This window comes from Amycolatopsis balhimycina FH 1894, assembly GCF_000384295.1.
Lineage (GTDB): Bacteria > Actinomycetota > Actinomycetes > Mycobacteriales > Pseudonocardiaceae > Amycolatopsis > Amycolatopsis balhimycina.
Window position 1 is genome coordinate 7,461,314 of the sequence record NZ_KB913037.1, and the last position, 15,731, is coordinate 7,477,044.

The following is a 15,731-nucleotide window of genomic DNA, read 5'->3' on the forward strand; positions in this document are numbered from 1 at the left end:
AGTCCGCAGGTCGGGCGCCTGTCAGGGCACGCGTTCGGGCTCACGCCCGGGCCCGGGCCCGGCGAGAGCCTTGCGCTTCTTGAGCCGCAGCAGGAAGAATACGCCGGTCGCGGCGAGCAGGCCGACCGCGACCAAGCCGCCCGTGTTGAGGGCGCCTTCGATGCGCTTGGCGGCTTCGCCCAGCGCGGCGCCGATGCCGATGTGGACCAGCGACCAGCAGAACGCGCCCGCCGCGGCGGCCGGCAGGAACTTGCGGAACGGGAGGCCGGCCGTGCCTGCCGCGGCCGGGGTGAGTGTCCGGATCACCGGCAGGAACCGGGCGAAGAACACCGCCCAGGCGCCGCGACGTTCGAGGACCGCGGTGGCCTTGTCCCAGCCGTCGAGGCCGTACTTGCGGATCAGCTTCGTCTCACGCAGCCGCGGCCCGAAGCGGCGGCCGATGAGATAGCCGAGCGCGTCGCCCGCCGTCGCGCAGAGGGTCACGACCGTCCACAGCACCAGGAATCGCGGGACGGTGTTCGCCGTCGTCGCGGCGATGAGCAGCCCGGATTCGCCCGGGGCCACGAAACCCAGCCCGATCGTGCATTCGGCGAACACCAGGCCGCCGGTCGCCGCGACGAGCCCCGGTTCCGGGAGTCCTTGCAACCAGGTGAGAAGGTCCGAAACCAGGGCCATGCGGCCCACTTTACCGATCCTTTAAGGATGGTGGAGTGACCTGGGTCACCGCGCCAGCAGCGACGCGGCTTCCTGGGCGGCGGGACCTTCGGTCGCGAGGTGCCGCAGGTTTTCCGGGAGGATCTCGCCGCGGTGGGCCTTCGTCTGGGCGTACAGACGTCCGGCGCGGTACGACGACCGGACCAGTGGTCCGGCCATGACCCCGGCGAAGCCCATCGCCTCCGCCGCCTTCGAGTGTTCGACGAATTCCTCCGGCTTGGCCCACCGGTCCACCGGGTGGTGCCGCGGCGAAGGCCGCAAGTACTGCGTAATCGTCAAGATCTCGCACCCGGCATTGACCAGGTCCCGCATCGCCGGAGCCACCTCATCGGGCGTCTCACCCATGCCCAGGATCAGATTCGACTTCGTCACCAAACCGGCCGCACGCGCCGCGGTGATCACTTCCAGAGACCGCGCGTAACGGAAACCGGGGCGGATCCGCTTGAAAATCCGCGGAACTGTTTCCACGTTGTGCGCAAGAACCTCCGGCCGCGACCCGAAAACCTCAGCCAGCTGCGCGGGATCGGCGTTGAAGTCCGGAATCAACAACTCCACACCCGTACCCGGGTTCAACGCATGAATCTGCCGGACAGTTTCCGCATACAGCCACGCCCCACCATCAGGCAGGTCATCCCGCGCCACACCGGTCACCGTCGAATACCGCAAACCCATCGCCTGCACCGACTCCGCGACCTTCCGCGGCTCGGAAGTGTCCAGAGCCGCCGGTTTCCCGGTGTCGATCTGGCAGAAGTCACACCGGCGGGTGCACTGGTCACCGCCGATCAGGAACGTGGCCTCACGGTCTTCCCAGCATTCGTAAATGTTGGGACAACCGGCTTCTTCGCACACCGTGTGGAGTCCTTCGCGGCGCACGAGACCCTTGAGCTCGGTGAACTCCGGCCCCATCCGCACCCGCGTCTTGATCCACGGCGGCTTCTTCTCGATCGGCGTCTCACTGTTGCGAACCTCGAGACGCAGCAGCTTCCGGCCTTCAGGCGCAGCACTCACGGCTTCAACCGTACGCCCGTCCGGGCTACGCGGGATCGGGGGTGATGCCGGTCAGCTTCGCGGTGACGTCCCACAGGCCCGCCCCCAGCGACTCGCTGCGCGCGGCGGGCAGCGGGCGCGTTTTGACCGGGCTGCCGCGCAACCCGCCGAGGCCGCCGGGGACGACGTAGTCGCCGCCCGCGACGTCGTCCGCGGTGGCCGCGTACAGCTGCGGCAGCGCGCCCTGGCGGACGTTCTGGGCGAACAGGGCCTCGCCGATCCGGTGGCCGCCGGCGATGACCGAGCGGAGGACCGGGTTGGTGTACGACCGCGCCATGCCGCCGCCGAGGCCGGTCGCGGTATACCCGGGGTGCGCGGCGACGCTGAGGACGTCGTCGCCCGCCGCACGCAGCCGCCGGTCGAGTTCGACGGCGAACACCTGGTTGGCGAGCTTCGACTGCCCGTACGCCGTGGCCGGGTTGTAGCGGCGGTGCTCGCTGTTGGGGTCTTCGAGGTCGATCCGGGCGCCGGTGGCGGCGATGCTCGACAGCGAGACGACGCGGGCGTGCTGTCCGCCGCGCAGGGCGGGCAGCAGCAGCCAGGTCAGCGCCGCGTGCCCGAGGTGGTTGGTGCCGAACTGCAGCTCGAATCCGTCGGCGGTGCGGCCGCGGGCGGTCGCCATCACGCCGGCGTTGTTGACCAGCGCGTCCAGCGCGTCGCCGGTGAGTTCCCGCACCGACACGGCCGCCGCGCGCACCGACGCGAGCTCGCTCAGGTCCAGCGGGATGAGCTCGGGTGCGGCGCCCGCGGCGGCTGCGCGGACCTGGTCGAGGGCTTTCGCGCCGCGTTCGGCGGAGCGGCAGGCGAGGAGCACGCGGGCCCCCTTGCCCGCGAGCACTTCGGCGGTACGCAGGCCCAGACCGGAGTTCGCCCCGGTGACCAGGACGGTCCGGCCGGTCTGGCCGGCGATGTCGGCTTCGCTCCAACGCGTCATGCGCTTACCTAACCCCTCCATCCATGCCCCCGCCACCGCCCTCAACGGAGACGCTTCGCGTCGCAGTGCCAATCAAGCACTGGGCGCGAGCAGCCGCCGCAGATGTCCCATCACCGGACGGCGACGGACGGGTTCGCGGCTCGTGCGCAGCAGCGCTTCGAGGGCGTGGCCCACCTTGACGATCTCTTCGGCCGGTTCGCGCGGGTCGGCCAGCCCGGCCGTGACGGCGAGCATCCGCAGCTCGCCTTCGTGCATCCGGCGCAGCGACGCGTGCCGCTCGCGGGCGCCGTCGAGGACCGCACGCAGGTCCGCGTGCTCGTCGACGGCGGCGCGCCAAGCGCGGGTGACGGCGTCGACGTGGTCGCCGAGGCCGTCGGCGTCGTCCGGGTCGATGACCTCGGTGCGCAGGCGTCCGCTCAGCGTGCGTGTCCACTGGTACTGCAAGGCGGTGAGGAGGTTCTCCTCGGTGCCGAAGTGCTCTTCGGCACCGGGCACCTCTTCGAGCGGCAGTGGCACGCCCGGGTTCCGTGCGGCCAGGCGCACGGCGGCTTCGAGGATTTCCTGACGTCGGTAGAAGTCGGTCCAGCTCATCGTGGGGCTCCCCTTCCGTGGTCCGGGTCATACTGCGGGTTTGCGGCATACTCCCGGTACGGACCTGACACGGCGAACATACCATGGGTATGGAGAGATGCTCCGGGCGTAAGGTTGTGAAGGTGGCGACAATGAGGTCCAGACGACTCGACTACTCCGAGTCGACCCGGTCCGCGCTGGTCGACAGCGCGGTCGAACTGTTCACCAAACGCGGTTACGCGGGTACCTCGCTCGACGAGATCGCCAAACGCGCCCGGGTGACCAAAGGCGCGCTGTACCACCACTTCAGCGGCAAGCAGGCGTTGTTCGAAGCCGCGTTCGAGCAGGTCGAAAGCCTCGTCTACGACCGGCTCGACAAGATCATGACCGGCGAGGGCACGCCGTGGGAACGGGCGCTCGGCGGGCTCAACGCGTTCATCCGCTCCTGCCTCGACCCCGCCTACCAGCGGATTGCCATCCACGAGGCGCCGGTGGTGATGGGCTGGGAACGCTGGCGCGAGGCCGAGGAGCGGTGCAGCTTCGGGCTCGTGCGCTCCGGCCTGCAGTCGCTGATCGACGCGGGGGAGGTCGAGCCGGTCCCGGTGGAGGTCACCGCCCGGCTGCTGTTCGGCGCGTTGTCGAGCGCGGCGACCGAAATCGCCAGTTCGCCCGACCCGAAGAAGGTCGGCGCCGAGATCGAGGACGTGATCGTCCGCATGCTGGTACGGCTGCGGCGCACCGAGCCCGATGTCTCTATAGGCTGATCTTCGTGGACTTGAGGATCTTCACCGAGCCCCAGCAAGGGGCCAGCTACGACGACCTGCTGCGTGTCGCGAAGGCGACCGAAGCCGCCGGGTACGACGCCTTCTTCCGCAGCGACCACTACCTGAAGATGGGCTCGGCCGACGGCCTGCCCGGCCCGACCGACGCTTGGATCACCCTCGCCGGCCTGGCCCGCGAGACCAGCCGGATCCGGCTCGGCACGCTCGTCACCGCGGCGACGTTCCGGCACCCGGGCCCGCTGGCCATCTCCGTGGCGCAGGTCGACCAGATGTCCGGCGGCCGCGTCGAGTTCGGCCTCGGCTCCGGCTGGTACGACGCCGAGCACGAGGCGTACGGCCTGACGCTGCCGCCGCTGAAGGAACGCTTCGACCGCTACGCCGAGCAGCTCGAGATCGTCACCGGGCTGTGGAAGACGCCGGTAGGCTCGACGTACTCCTTCAAGGGCGAGTACTACACGCTTTCGGAGTCGCCGGCGCTGCCGAAGCCGGCGCAGCACCCGGCGCCGCCGGTGATCATCGGCGGCGGGGGCAAGAAGCGCACCCCGGCGCTGGCCGCGCGGTTCGCCGACGAGTTCAACCTGCCCTTCGCGGACGCCGACAGCGCGGCCGCGCAGTTCGCCCGGGTCGAGGCGGCGGCGGAGGAGATCGGCCGCGACCCGAAGGAGATCCTGCGCTCGGTGGCGCTGGTCATCGGCGTCGGCCGCTCCGACGCGGAGGTCGCGCAGCGGGCTTCGGTGATCGGGCGTGACGTCGACGAGCTGCGGGCGAACGGCCTGGCCGGGACACCCGCCGAGGTCGTCGACCGGATCGGGCAATGGCGGGAGAAGACCGGGATCACGCGGGTCTACCTGCAGCTGCTGGACCTCTCGGACCTCGACCAGCTCGAGCTCATCGCCGCCGAGGTCGCACCGCAGCTGGACTGAGCAGCCCCGTTTTCCACGCTACGGGAACGGTCCGACAGTTCCGGAGCACGAAAGCCGTGAATGGCACATTGAGGGACTTAGAGTCCCTCAATGTGCCATTCACGGACTTCAGTTCTGGAGGGCGAAGGTGACGCCTGCGGCCTGCGGGGCCTCGGGGCGGGTGAGCCAGCGGTCCTCGCTCACCGGGAGTTCGCCCTCGAGGGCCGCCAGGACCGCGTCGCGGGCCAGGGGCAGGACCGCTTCGACCGTGACGTCCCGCTGCAGCTCGTAGGACAGCGACGTCACGCCCGCGTCGCGGATGCCGCACGGGACGATGGTGTCGAACGCCTTCAGGTCCGCGTTGCAGTTCAGCTCGAAGCCGTGCATCGTCACGCCGCGCTGGACGCGGATGCCGATCGCCGCGATCTTGCGCTCGATGCCGCGGTCGTCGGCCGGGATCCACACCCCGCTGCGGCCTTCCACGCGGCCGCTCGTCACGCCCAGCTGGTCGCACACGTGGATCAGCGCTTCCTCCAGCCGCCGCACGTAGTGCACGACGTCGATCGGGTCGCCGAGCTTCACGATCGGGTAGCCGACCAGCTGGCCGGGACCGTGCCAGGTGATCTTGCCGCCGCGGTCGACGTCGATCACCGGGGTGCCGTCCACCGGCCGGTCGGCGGCCTCGGTGCGCTTGCCCGCGGTGTACACCGACGGGTGCTGCAGCAGGAGCATGGTGTCCGGCGCGGTGCCGTCGGCGCGGGCGGCGAGGTGACGCCGCTGCAGCTCCCAGGCTTCGGTGTAGTCGATCGTGCCGAGTTCGCGGACGTCGACGGGCTCGGTGCCGGCGCGGCAGGAGGTCAGGGAAGAACTCACCCGTCGAGGCTACGCCCGTCACCCGGCGGAAGCAGCCGCAAGGCGCACGCTGAGAGCAGCCCGACACCGGTCACGGCCAGCACTGCTCCGATCGTGTCGGTGACCCAGTGGACCCCGAGCACGACCCGGCAGGCGGCGGACAGCACGACCGCGACGGCGACCGCCACCGCGACGCGGCGGACCAGCCGCGGCCACAGCCACGCGCACAGCAGGAGCAAGACGAACCCCGTGCTGGCCACCGACACGACGTGCCCGCTCGGGTAGCTCAGGTCCGGGTAGTCACGAGGGCGTTCCCGCAGGAAGATCGGCTTGAACACCAGGCTCGTCAGCCGGCACAGCAGCAGCACGGCGGCCAGCCGGACGCACAGGCCGAAGTGCTCCCGGTGACGCAGCGCCAGCGCGAGCAGCGCGAAGCCGAGGATGTAGGGGAGCACCGGGCCGAGGACGTCGCTGCCGGCCTGCGCGACCCGGCCGAGCGGCTCGGCGTACACGCCGTGAAGCACTTTCGAGACCGCGACGTCGAGAGCCAGCGGCTGCCGCGCGACGCTCAGGCCGAGCAGGACGAACGCGGCGGAGAACACCGCGCCGACGACGAGCCAGCGCTGCAGCCGGACACTCATGCCGCGGCGAGCGCGCTGTCCAGGGTCCGGTGCCGGAACTGGTAGCCGGACCGTTCCAGTGCCGCCGGCACGGCCCGCACGCTGAACAGCGCCATCTCCTCGGCAGCCTGGCCGAGCACAGCCTTCAGCGCGATCCCGGGCACCCACCACGGCGCGGGCCGGTGTACCGCCCGGCCGACGGCGCGGGTGAACTCGGCGTTCGTCACCGCGGCCGGGCCGGTCAGGTTCACCGGGCCGGAGACATCGTTGTGCGTCAGGACGTGGACGATCGCGCCGACCTCGTCCTCGAGGGCGATCCACGGCATGTACTGGCGGCCGTTGCCGAGCCGCCCGCCGAGGGCCAGCCGGAAGAGCGGACGCAGGGTGGCGTACAACCCGCCCCGCGCCGAAAGCACCAGCCCGCTCCGAAGCTTCACGACACGCGCGTCTCCGGCTGCCGCCGTCGCGGCTTCCCAGGCTTCGCACAACTCGGGGAGGAAACCCCGGCCCCGCGGCGCCGACTCGTCCACAATGGATGATCCGGCGTCGCCGTAGTAGGTCACCCCGGACGCGTTGACGAGCACCCCGACGCTGTGCTCGGCGACGGCTTCGGCGAGCACCTCGGTCGGCTCGACCCGGCTGTCGGTGAGCTGCTGCTTGCGCATCGCGCTCCACCGGCCGGGGAACAGCGGCTTGCCGCCCAGGTTGACGACGGCGTCCACGCCCTCGAACGCGCCGCTCGCGATGGTGCCCGACGGCGGATCCCACCGGAACTCGCCGCCTTCGCGCGCTTCACGCCGCACCAGCCGGCGGACCTCGTGGCCGTCGCGACGCAGGCGTTCGCCCAGCGCCGACCCGATCAAGCCGCTCGCCCCGGCGATCAGTACTCGCATGCTTCGATCGTGGCCCATCAGGGTCGCGGGCGCACGCCCAGGTCCCGCGCGAAAGCGGGGACGTCGGACAGGATCGCCAGGCCGAACTCGTCGTGGTGCTCCGCGAACCAGGTCATCGCCGCCTGCTCCCGGATGCGCCGAAGGCCACCACCAGGGTGACCCGGTGGTGGCCTTCAGCGGCGTTCAGCGGCTCAGAGGCCGAGCTCGCTCTCGAAGTTGCCCTCTTCCAGACGCTGCTTGATCGTCGTCAGGAAGCGGCCCGCGTCGGCCCCGTCCACCAGGCGGTGGTCGTAGGTCAGCGGCAGGTACGCCATCGACCGGACGGCGATCGTGTCGTTGCCGTCGGCGTCCGCGACCACGACCGGGCGCTTGACGACCGCGCCCGTGCCGAGGATGCCCGACTGCGGCTGCACGATGATCGGCGTGTCGAACAGCGCGCCGACGCTGCCGATGTTCGTGATCGAGAAGGTGCCACCGGACAGCTCGTCCGGCTTGATCTGGCCCGCCCGCGCGCGGCCCGCCAGGTCGGCGATCCGGTGCGCGAGACCGGCCAGGCTCAGCTCGCCCGCGTCGTGGATCACGACCGAGAGCAGGCCGCGCTCGGTGTCCACCGCGATGCCCAGGTGCACGGCGCCGTGGTAGGTGATCTCCTTCGTGTCCTCGTTGTAGGACGCGTTGACGTTCGGGTGCTGCTTGAGCGCCTCGACCGTGGCCTTCGCGAAGAACGGCAGGAACGTCAGGTTGACGCCCTCGCGCTCCTTGAAGCCCGCCTTCGCCCGCTGGCGCAGCTTGGCGATCTTCGTGACGTCGACCTCCTGGACCTGCGTGAGCTGCGCGGCGATCTGCAGCGACTCGCGGGTCTTGGTGGCCGTGATCTGACGGATCCGGCTGGCCTTCTGCACGGTGCCGCGCAGCGCGGCGAGCTCCGGCGACACCGCGGGCGCGGGACGCGCGGCGGGCGCCGACGGGGCGGCAGCCGCGGCCGGAGCGGCAGCAGCCGGCGCCGGTGCGGCGGCGGCCTTCTGCTTCTCCTCGGCCGCGGCCAGGACGTCCTGCTTGCGGATCCGGCCGCCGACGCCGCTGCCGGTCAGCGACGCGAGGTCGATGCCGTGCTCCGACGCCAGCTTGCGGACCAGCGGCGTGACGTACGGGCCGTCCGCCGAACCGTCCTTCGCCTCGGCGGCCGGAGCCGCCTCGGCCGCCTTCGCCGCGGGCGCGGCCTGCGGCTCGGGCTTCGGTTCCGGCTTGGGCTTGGCCTCCTGGACCGGCTCGGGCTTCGGCTCCGGCTTGGGTTCCGGCTCCGGCTCGGGCTTGGACTCCGCCTTCGGCGCCGCGTTCGCGTCACCGATCACGGCCAGGACGCCGCCGACCTCGACGGTCTCGTCCTCGCCCGCGCGGATCTCCAGGACCGTGCCCGCCACCGGCGACGGCACCTCGGTGTCGACCTTGTCGGTGGAGATCTCGAGCAGCGGCTCGTCGACCTCGACCGAGTCGCCGACCTGCTTCAGCCAGCGCGTGACGGTGCCCTCGGTGACGCTCTCGCCCAGTTCGGGCAGCTTCACCTCGGTGCCTTCGCCGCCCGCGGCCGGCGCGGTGTCCGGCTTGCTCGGCGCGCTCTCCTCGGCGGCCTGAGCCTGCGGCTCGGGTTCCGGCTCCGGTTCGGGTTCGGACTTCTGCTCTTCCTGCGCGGGGGCTGTGTCGGATTCGGACTCGGGGACGCCGCCGGACCCGTCGTCGATGACGGCGAGCTCGCCGCCGACCTCGACGGTCTCGTCCTCCTGGGCGCTGATCTTCACGACCGTGCCCGCCACCGGGGAGGGGACCTCGGTGTCGACCTTGTCGGTCGAGATCTCGAGCAACGGCTCGTCGACCTCGACGGTGTCGCCCTCCTGCTTAAGCCACCGGGTGACGGTGCCTTCGGTGACGCTCTCCCCGAGCTCCGGCAATGTGACGGAGTAGGCCATCGTTCGCTGACTCCTCTTCCAAGTTCTGCGTGGTCTGGATTCTGCTGGTGGGACGTCAGCTGTGCACGTGCAGCGGCTTCCCCGCGAGGGCGAGGAACGCTTCACCGAGGGCCTCGGTCTGGGTGGGGTGGGCGTGGATGAGCGGCGCGACGTCTTCGGGGAAAGCTTCCCAGCTGTAGATCAGCTGCGCTTCGCCGATCAGCTCGCCGACGCGGTCGCCGACCATGTGGACGCCCACGACCGGGCCGTCCGGGGCCTTGACCAGCTTGACCCCGCCGGAGGTCTTGAGGATCTGGCTCTTTCCGTTGCCGCCGAGGTCGTAGGTGAACGTCGTGACGTCGGAGCCGTACTTGTCCTTCGCCTGCGATTCGGTCAGCCCGACCGACGCGACCTCCGGGTGGGAGTAGGTGACCCGCGGGATGCCGCTCTCGTCGATCACGCGCGGGTTCTGCCCGGCGATCTCCTCGGCGACGAAGATGCCCTGCTGGAAGCCGCGGTGCGCGAGCTGCAGGCCGGGGACGATGTCGCCGACGGCGTACACGTTCGGCAGGTTGGTGCGCAGCCGCTCGTCGGTGAGGACGAAGCCGCGCTCGATCTTGACGCCCGCCTCCTCGTAGCCGTGGCCGGCCGAGTTCGGCCCGCGGCCGACGGCGACCAGCAGCAGGTCGGCCTCGATGGTCTCGCCCGACTCCAGCGAAACGCTCACGCCGTTGTCGTCCTGCTTCGCGCCGGTGAACCGCACGCCGGTCTTGAAGGCGATCTTGCGGCGGCGGAAAGCGCGCTCGAGCTGCTTGGACGCGAACTCGTCCTCGTTCGGGACCAGCCGCGGCAGGGCCTCGACGATCGTGACGTCCACGCCGAAGGAGGCCCAGACGCTGGCGAACTCGACACCGATGACACCGCCGCCGAGCACCACGACCTTCTTGGGGACGTAGTCGAGGGCCAGTGCCTGCTCGCTGGCGATGATGCGGCCGCCGAGCTCCAGGCCGGGCAGCGTGCGCGAGTACGAGCCGGTGGCGAGGATGACGTTCTTGCCGGTGTGGCGGGTGCCGTCCACCTCGACGGTCGTGCCGCCGACGAACGTGCCGCTGCCCTCGACGAGGTTCACCTTGTGCGCCTTGGCCAGGCCCTGCAGGCCCTTGTACAGGCGGGCGACGATCCCGTCCTTGTACTTGTTGACCCCGGCGATGTCGATGCCCTCGAAGACGGCCTTGACGCCGACCGCTTCGGCTTCCCGGGTCTCGTCGGCGACCTCGGCGGCGTGGAGCAGGGCCTTGGTCGGGATGCAGCCCCGGTGGAGGCAGGTCCCGCCCAGCTTGTCCTTCTCGATCAGCGTGACGGAAAGGCCCAGCTCGGCCGCGCGGAACGCCGCGGCGTAGCCGCCCGATCCGCCTCCCAGGATCACGAGGTCGGCGGAGGTGTCGGTCACTTCATTAACTCCTCGGCAAGCAGTGGGGTGATGCTCTGGTGCCGCCCGCGCCGGGTATAACCGCGCGCGCGACACTCGCCATCTTGTCACTACGCCGGACGAGGCTGCGAGCTAGCCGGGTGTGCGACGCCGACCACACGCGGACACCGGGATAATGAGGGGTGGAAGTCTCGTGAGGGAGGGTGGTCGAGGTGGGTCTCTTCGACTCGCTGCGCAGGCGGGCCAAGGGTGGGCAACGGGCCGGTACGCTGCGGAAAGCCAGCTCCGAGGACACCCGCCATCTCGACGAGTGGGCGGGTTCCCGGCGCGGCGTCGAAGCCTATGTGGAACCGAAGACGAACGTCACCGAGGCCACTGTGGTGTTGATCGCCCATGACGGCGAATGGACGCGCCGGCGCATCGGAAGCCTGGAGGCCGCGCAGCAGTTCGGCCACCGCCGGTCGATCCCGGTGTACGAGGTCGCGCGCGTCGGCTACCCGAAGCGCATGCGCGAGTACACCGAGCGGAAGAAACGCGGCCAGGTCTAAAGCTCGATCCGGCCGACGACCTCGCCGTTGAACGTCTGGCCGGTGGGGCGGAAGCCCAGCTTGAGGTAGAAGTCCTCGGGCCCGCCCTCGGCCGGGAGCCACAGCACCGTCGCCGCCTTCTGGCCGCGTCTTCGGGCTTCTTCGAGGACGGTTTCGACGGCGAACCGGCCGTAGCCGCGGCCCTGGACGCCCGCGCCGACGTTCAGGCGCCAGACCCCGCAGCGGAAGAAGTCGAGCTCGGCGTCCGGGTCGAAGCCGCCCATCACGAACGCCGCCGGCTGGCCGTCGGCGAGGATCAGGCGTGGCCAGGCGATTTCCGGCTGTGTGTAGGCCTCGGCGAGCGAGACGGCGACGGGCGCGACGAAGTCCTTCTGGTGCGGTTCGACGGCCAGCTGGCACGCGGCGGCGACGTTTTCCGGGGTGATCTTCTCCGCGGTGAGGATGGTCACCGGGTCCAACCTAGCTGGCCTGGGCGAGCAGCGTGGCGTGCTTGACCAGCGCCGCCCGGAAGGACGCGTGGACCGTCGTGCCGAGGACCGGGTCGACCTCGACCACGTGCCCCGCCGACAGCAGCAGCACCGCCGGGTCCGACAGCACCACCACGCCGTCCTCGGTGCGCAGGTCCGCCGTGCCGAGCAGGCGCGGGAAGACCACGTCGGCGGGCAGGCCGTCGCACGTCCGCAGGAACTCGCGGTGGTCGGCGGGCAGCTCGATGCCCAGCCGCAGCTCCGCCGAGCGGATCGCCGCTTCCGATGCCGGGGGTGGGAGAGCGGCCCGGCGGTGCAGGAGCGGCCCGGGCCCCGGTTCCGCGCCGCGCAGCCGCGTGATCTCGGTGATCAGCTCGGGCCAGCTGCCGAGGCCGGGCGGGTACCGCTCGTGCAGCGCCGCGATCAGGGCGCCCGCGCAGGTCGGAGCCCAGTCGCGCAGGCCAAGGGGGTCCGCGCCCGCCACCAGCGCGGGGGCCAGCGCGCGCGTGGCGGCGAGCGCGGCGACGTCCGGGCGTGGTCCGGCCAGTGAAGCCCAAAGAGCCAGGTCACGGTCGGCCAGTGCGGTGCGGACCCGGTCCGGGCGCGACGGCGTGACGTGCTTGATCACCTCGGAGACCGGGCCCGGCGGGAGAACGCCGTCGAGATCGGAGACCGGACGGCGCAGGGCAGCCGTGTGCGCGCGCTCCTCGGCATCGACGTCGAGCGGGGGCAGGCCCTCGGCCCAGCCCGGACGCGCACCCCGGGCTTCGAAGAGCATCGCCCACGCGCGGGCCCGCACCGGGTCCGCGGCCAGGGCGTCCACCGGGCGCTCCGTCCGGGCCTGCCACTGCGTGACCAGCCGGTCGGCCTCGTCGAGAGCGCCGGCGACCGCGAGCAGCAGGGCGGCGTACCCCACCTGGTCGTCGACGCGCGGTTCGGCCGCGGTCAGGACGTCGCGGACCGCCGCCTCGAGGTACTCACCGGCGTCCACGCCCCGACCCTAGCCGAGAGCCTGCTTCGCCCCCGGGTGCAGCGGCACGGGGCCGGTCTGGGTCGCCAGCTGCTTCGAGATCTCCTTCGCCGCGGGGTGCACCTTCGCCAGCTCCGCCTGCTTGTCGAAGATCAGTTTCGTGATCGCGCACGCGTTGCCCGCCGGGAAGTCCTCGCGCACGAGCAGCAGGTTGGGCACCACGACTGTCGGCACGTCCGACGGCTGGGCGTACGCGGCCTTCGGGAGCACGCCCTGGTCGTAGACCGGGTTGACCTCCTTCAGCTTCGGCAGCAGCGGCGTGACGTCGAGGAACTTCACCTTGTCCTTGAGCGCCGTGGTGAGGTCGGTGATCTGCGCGGTCGGCAGGCCGCCGGACCAGACGAGCCCGTCGAGGGTGCCCGCCTTCATGCCGTCCGCGGTCTTGGCCAGGTCCAGCCGCTGCGCCTGGACGTCGGACTCCGGCTTGAGTCCCGCCGCCTGCAGCAGGCGGTTCGCGATCACCTCGGTGCCCGACTTCGGCGAGCCGGTCGAGATCCGCTTGCCCTTCATGTCCGCGATGCTGGTGATACCGGCGTCCGTACGGACCAGGACCTGCGTCGAGTTCGGGTAGATCCGGGTCAGCGCCTGGATCTTCTGCGGCTTGCCGTCAAAGGATCCCTTGCCGTTCACCGCGTCCGCCGCGGTGTCCGCCAGCGAGAACGCGACGTCGTAGTTGCCGGCCACCAGCTGCTGGATGTTCTGCACCGACGCGCCGGTCTCCGCCGCCGTCGCGCGCAGCTTCGTGGTGTTGCTGATCAGCTGGGCCAGCCCGCCGCCCAGCACGTAGTAGACGCCGCCGCTGTTGCCGGTGGCGATGGTGATCCGGCCTTCGCCCGCTTCGCAGGACTGCGCCCCGCCGGGCGCGGCCTGGTCGGTCTGCTGTTTCCCGCCGCAGCCGGTGACGGCCAGTGCGAGCACCACGACGGCGGCGACTGCGCGTTTCATGCTGTCCTCCTCTTGATCACGGCGTGGGTTCCCAGGGCGGCGGCGCCGCACACGGCGCCGATCGCGATCGGTACCGGCTCCAGGTAGAGCAGGCACAGGGCGGTGGGCACGAACAGCAGGCGCACTCCCGTGGTGACCGGCCCGAAGAGCCAGCCGCCGGTCACCACCGCCAGCGCGGCGACGGCCACCGCGGAGACCGCCGCCACCCAGACGACGGTCAGCGCGTCGGACTGCAGCAGCAGCGCGGCGCCGTTGTCGGTGAGCACGAACGCGATCGGCACCAGGAACGCCGGGAGCGTGTACTTCCAGCACTGCCACATGGTGCCGAGCACCGAGCCGCCGGTGATCGCCGCCGAAGCCACCGCGGCGAGCGCGGTCGGCGGCGTGACCTCGGACAACACGGCGTAGTAGAAGATGAACATCGCGCGTTCGGCGTCGGCGACGCCCAGGGACTCCAGCGCCGGGCCGATGACGACCCAGGCGATGATGAAGCTCGCCGTGACCGGCACCGCGAGCCCCAGCACGCCGACGGCGATCGCCGAGAGCAGCACGGTCAGGATCAGGATCACCGTGCCGTTGTCGGTGAGTGCGCCGGCCAGCTCCACCAGCGCGTCCGCGAGTTCGAGGCCCAGCCCGGTCTTGGTGATGGTCGAGGTGATCACCCCGGCCGCCGCGCACACCGCGATCACCGGCAGCGCCCCGCGCACCCCGGCCGAAAGCGCGTCGACCATGTCCTTCGCCCAGCCCCTGACGTCACGGCGGCGGGCGACCAGCGCGAAGAGCGCGGCGACGCCGGTGGCGTAGACGACCGCGGCGAACGGCGGGATGTCCAGGGCGAGGAACACGACGATGATCGCCAGCGACAGGAAGTGGTAACCGCCGCGCAGCAGGAGCTTCCACGGATCGCCGTGCGGGACGTCGACGGCCTCGGCCTCGAACCGCCGCGCGTCGGCCTCCATCGCGAACACGATGCCGAGGTAGTACAGCAGCGTCGGCACGGTCGCCCAGACCAGCACTTGCAGGTACGACGTCTGCAGGTATTCGGCGATGATGAACGCGGCGGCGCCGAGCGTGGGTGGCGAGAGGATGGCCCCGATCCCCGACGCGGCCAGCAGGCCGCCCGCGTTTTCCTTGGGGTAGCGGGCTTTCTTGAGGATCGGCCAGGTGATCGAGCCGAGGCTGACGGCGGTCGCCGTGCCCGAACCCGACACCGTCCCGAGCAGGAAGCCCGACAGGACGGTGGTCCGGCCCGGCGCGGTCCGGGACTTCCGGAACGCGGCGAAGGAGATGTCCACGAAGAACTGCCCGGCGCCGGAGGCGTTGAGCACCGCGCCGTAGAGCGTGAACAGCACGATGTAGCTGCCCGCGACGTCCAGCGGGGTGCCGTAGAAGCCGCTGGCGTCGTTGAAGAGCGCGTTGACGATCTGGCTGAAGTCGATGCCCGCGTGCGCGATGCCCCAGTTCTGCGGGAGGTAGCCGCCGTAGTAGGCGTAGGCCAGGAAGAGCAGGCAGACGATCGGCAGCACGAGCCCGGTCGTGCGGCGCGTGGCTTCGAGGATCAGCACGAGCAGCAGCGCGCCGGCCACGATGTCCGGCGGGGACAGGATGCCCTGGCGGTTCAGGAAGTCGTCGTAGCCGGTGAGCACGGGGTAGAGGCCGACGGCGAGGGCCAGGACGGCCAGGGCCCAGTCGATCCAGCCCGGGTCGTCGCGGCCGCGCAGCCGCGGGCGGTAGCAGAGGAACACCAGCGGCAGCGTCACGCCGAGGAAGAGCACGAGGTAGAACTGGTTGCCCTTGGCGAACGGGAAGAACACCTGCTTGAGCACCAGCACCGCCACGGCGAGCGCGACGACGTAGACGACCCGGTCGGGAACACGGGAGAGGGTGCGCGCGGGCCGTTCTTCGTCGTGCTCGGCGGCGATCGCGGCGGGGGAGTCGCGCTCAACCGGCTCGGTCGTCACCCGGCCACGGTACGGTGTCGCAGATCACACCGAAACCGGCAAAGGGATCACTGCCGCCCGATCGTCTTGAATGACTCATTCAGGACCTCGGAGG

Annotated in this window: 16 protein-coding genes; 3 read left to right on the top strand and 13 right to left on the bottom strand. The window is 71.0% G+C overall.

Translation table 11 applies throughout. The annotated features are described in order from the left end of the window. Positions 1-21: 21 nt before the first annotated feature. The 4 genes from A3CE_RS0134355 to A3CE_RS0134370 form a co-directional block, all read right to left on the bottom strand. A complete protein-coding gene (locus tag A3CE_RS0134355) occupies positions 22-675 on the bottom strand; it encodes a DedA family protein (RefSeq protein WP_020644632.1) in 654 nt (217 codons plus the stop codon). Between the two features lie 45 nt (positions 676-720). Further along, entirely contained in the window at positions 721-1,722 is a 1,002-nt protein-coding gene (gene lipA / locus A3CE_RS0134360) for a lipoyl synthase (protein WP_020644633.1), read from the bottom strand. A 25-nt stretch (positions 1,723-1,747) separates the two neighbouring features. After that, the gene (locus A3CE_RS0134365) at positions 1,748-2,695 is read right to left on the bottom strand and encodes an oxidoreductase (RefSeq protein ID WP_020644634.1); all 948 of its coding nucleotides are present in this window, start codon (positions 2,693-2,695) and stop codon (positions 1,748-1,750) included. 72 nt (positions 2,696-2,767) lie between these two features. Continuing rightward, complete coding sequence (locus A3CE_RS0134370) at positions 2,768-3,286, bottom strand: hypothetical protein (RefSeq protein ID WP_020644635.1); 519 nt, start codon at positions 3,284-3,286, stop codon at positions 2,768-2,770. Between the two features lie 131 nt (positions 3,287-3,417). On the opposite strand from A3CE_RS0134370, the gene A3CE_RS0134375 reads away from it, so the two are divergent. Beyond that, entirely contained in the window at positions 3,418-4,029 is a 612-nt protein-coding gene (locus A3CE_RS0134375; protein ID WP_020644636.1) for a TetR/AcrR family transcriptional regulator, read from the top strand. Positions 4,030-4,034: 5 nt separating this feature from the next. After that, positions 4,035-4,970, top strand: coding sequence for an LLM class F420-dependent oxidoreductase (locus A3CE_RS0134380; RefSeq protein ID WP_020644637.1), 936 nt, complete (start codon positions 4,035-4,037; stop codon positions 4,968-4,970). Positions 4,971-5,078: 108 nt separating this feature from the next. On the opposite strand, the gene lipB is transcribed toward A3CE_RS0134380, so the two are convergent. From lipB to lpdA, 5 genes are all read right to left on the bottom strand, one after another. Then, positions 5,079-5,822: a lipoyl(octanoyl) transferase LipB gene (gene lipB / locus A3CE_RS0134385; protein ID WP_020644638.1), complete on the bottom strand. Its 744-nt coding sequence runs from the start codon at positions 5,820-5,822 to the stop codon at positions 5,079-5,081. Then, a complete protein-coding gene (locus tag A3CE_RS0134390; protein WP_020644639.1) occupies positions 5,819-6,442 on the bottom strand; it encodes a phosphatase PAP2 family protein in 624 nt (207 codons plus the stop codon). The genes lipB and A3CE_RS0134390 overlap by 4 nt, the downstream gene beginning before the upstream one ends. Then, complete coding sequence (locus A3CE_RS0134395; RefSeq protein WP_020644640.1) at positions 6,439-7,314, bottom strand: TIGR01777 family oxidoreductase; 876 nt, start codon at positions 7,312-7,314, stop codon at positions 6,439-6,441. The genes A3CE_RS0134390 and A3CE_RS0134395 overlap by 4 nt, the downstream gene beginning before the upstream one ends. 191 nt (positions 7,315-7,505) lie before the next feature. Continuing rightward, complete coding sequence (sucB, locus tag A3CE_RS0134405; RefSeq protein WP_020644642.1) at positions 7,506-9,278, bottom strand: 2-oxoglutarate dehydrogenase, E2 component, dihydrolipoamide succinyltransferase; 1,773 nt, start codon at positions 9,276-9,278, stop codon at positions 7,506-7,508. Positions 9,279-9,333: 55 nt separating this feature from the next. Then, the gene (lpdA, locus tag A3CE_RS0134410) at positions 9,334-10,707 is read right to left on the bottom strand and encodes a dihydrolipoyl dehydrogenase (RefSeq protein WP_020644643.1); all 1,374 of its coding nucleotides are present in this window, start codon (positions 10,705-10,707) and stop codon (positions 9,334-9,336) included. Between the two features lie 182 nt (positions 10,708-10,889). Here lpdA and A3CE_RS0134415 point away from each other — a divergent pair, with 182 nt between their 5' ends. After that, complete coding sequence (locus tag A3CE_RS0134415; RefSeq protein ID WP_020644644.1) at positions 10,890-11,234, top strand: hypothetical protein; 345 nt, start codon at positions 10,890-10,892, stop codon at positions 11,232-11,234. Here A3CE_RS0134415 and A3CE_RS0134420 read toward each other — a convergent pair. From A3CE_RS0134420 to A3CE_RS0134435, 4 genes are read right to left on the bottom strand one after another with little or no spacing between them, the layout of a single operon-like run. Continuing rightward, positions 11,231-11,683, bottom strand: coding sequence for a GNAT family N-acetyltransferase (locus A3CE_RS0134420; protein ID WP_020644645.1), 453 nt, complete (start codon positions 11,681-11,683; stop codon positions 11,231-11,233). The genes A3CE_RS0134415 and A3CE_RS0134420 overlap by 4 nt on opposite strands. Before the next feature lie 10 nt (positions 11,684-11,693). Continuing rightward, a complete protein-coding gene (locus A3CE_RS0134425) occupies positions 11,694-12,692 on the bottom strand; it encodes an SMI1/KNR4 family protein (protein WP_020644646.1) in 999 nt (332 codons plus the stop codon). A gap of 9 nt (positions 12,693-12,701) precedes the next feature. Further along, positions 12,702-13,676, bottom strand: a complete 975-nt coding sequence (locus tag A3CE_RS0134430) for a TAXI family TRAP transporter solute-binding subunit (protein WP_020644647.1) — start codon at positions 13,674-13,676, stop codon at positions 12,702-12,704. Continuing rightward, positions 13,673-15,637, bottom strand: coding sequence for a TRAP transporter permease (locus tag A3CE_RS0134435; RefSeq protein WP_020644648.1), 1,965 nt, complete (start codon positions 15,635-15,637; stop codon positions 13,673-13,675). The genes A3CE_RS0134430 and A3CE_RS0134435 overlap by 4 nt, the downstream gene beginning before the upstream one ends. Positions 15,638-15,731: the final 94 nt, after the last annotated feature.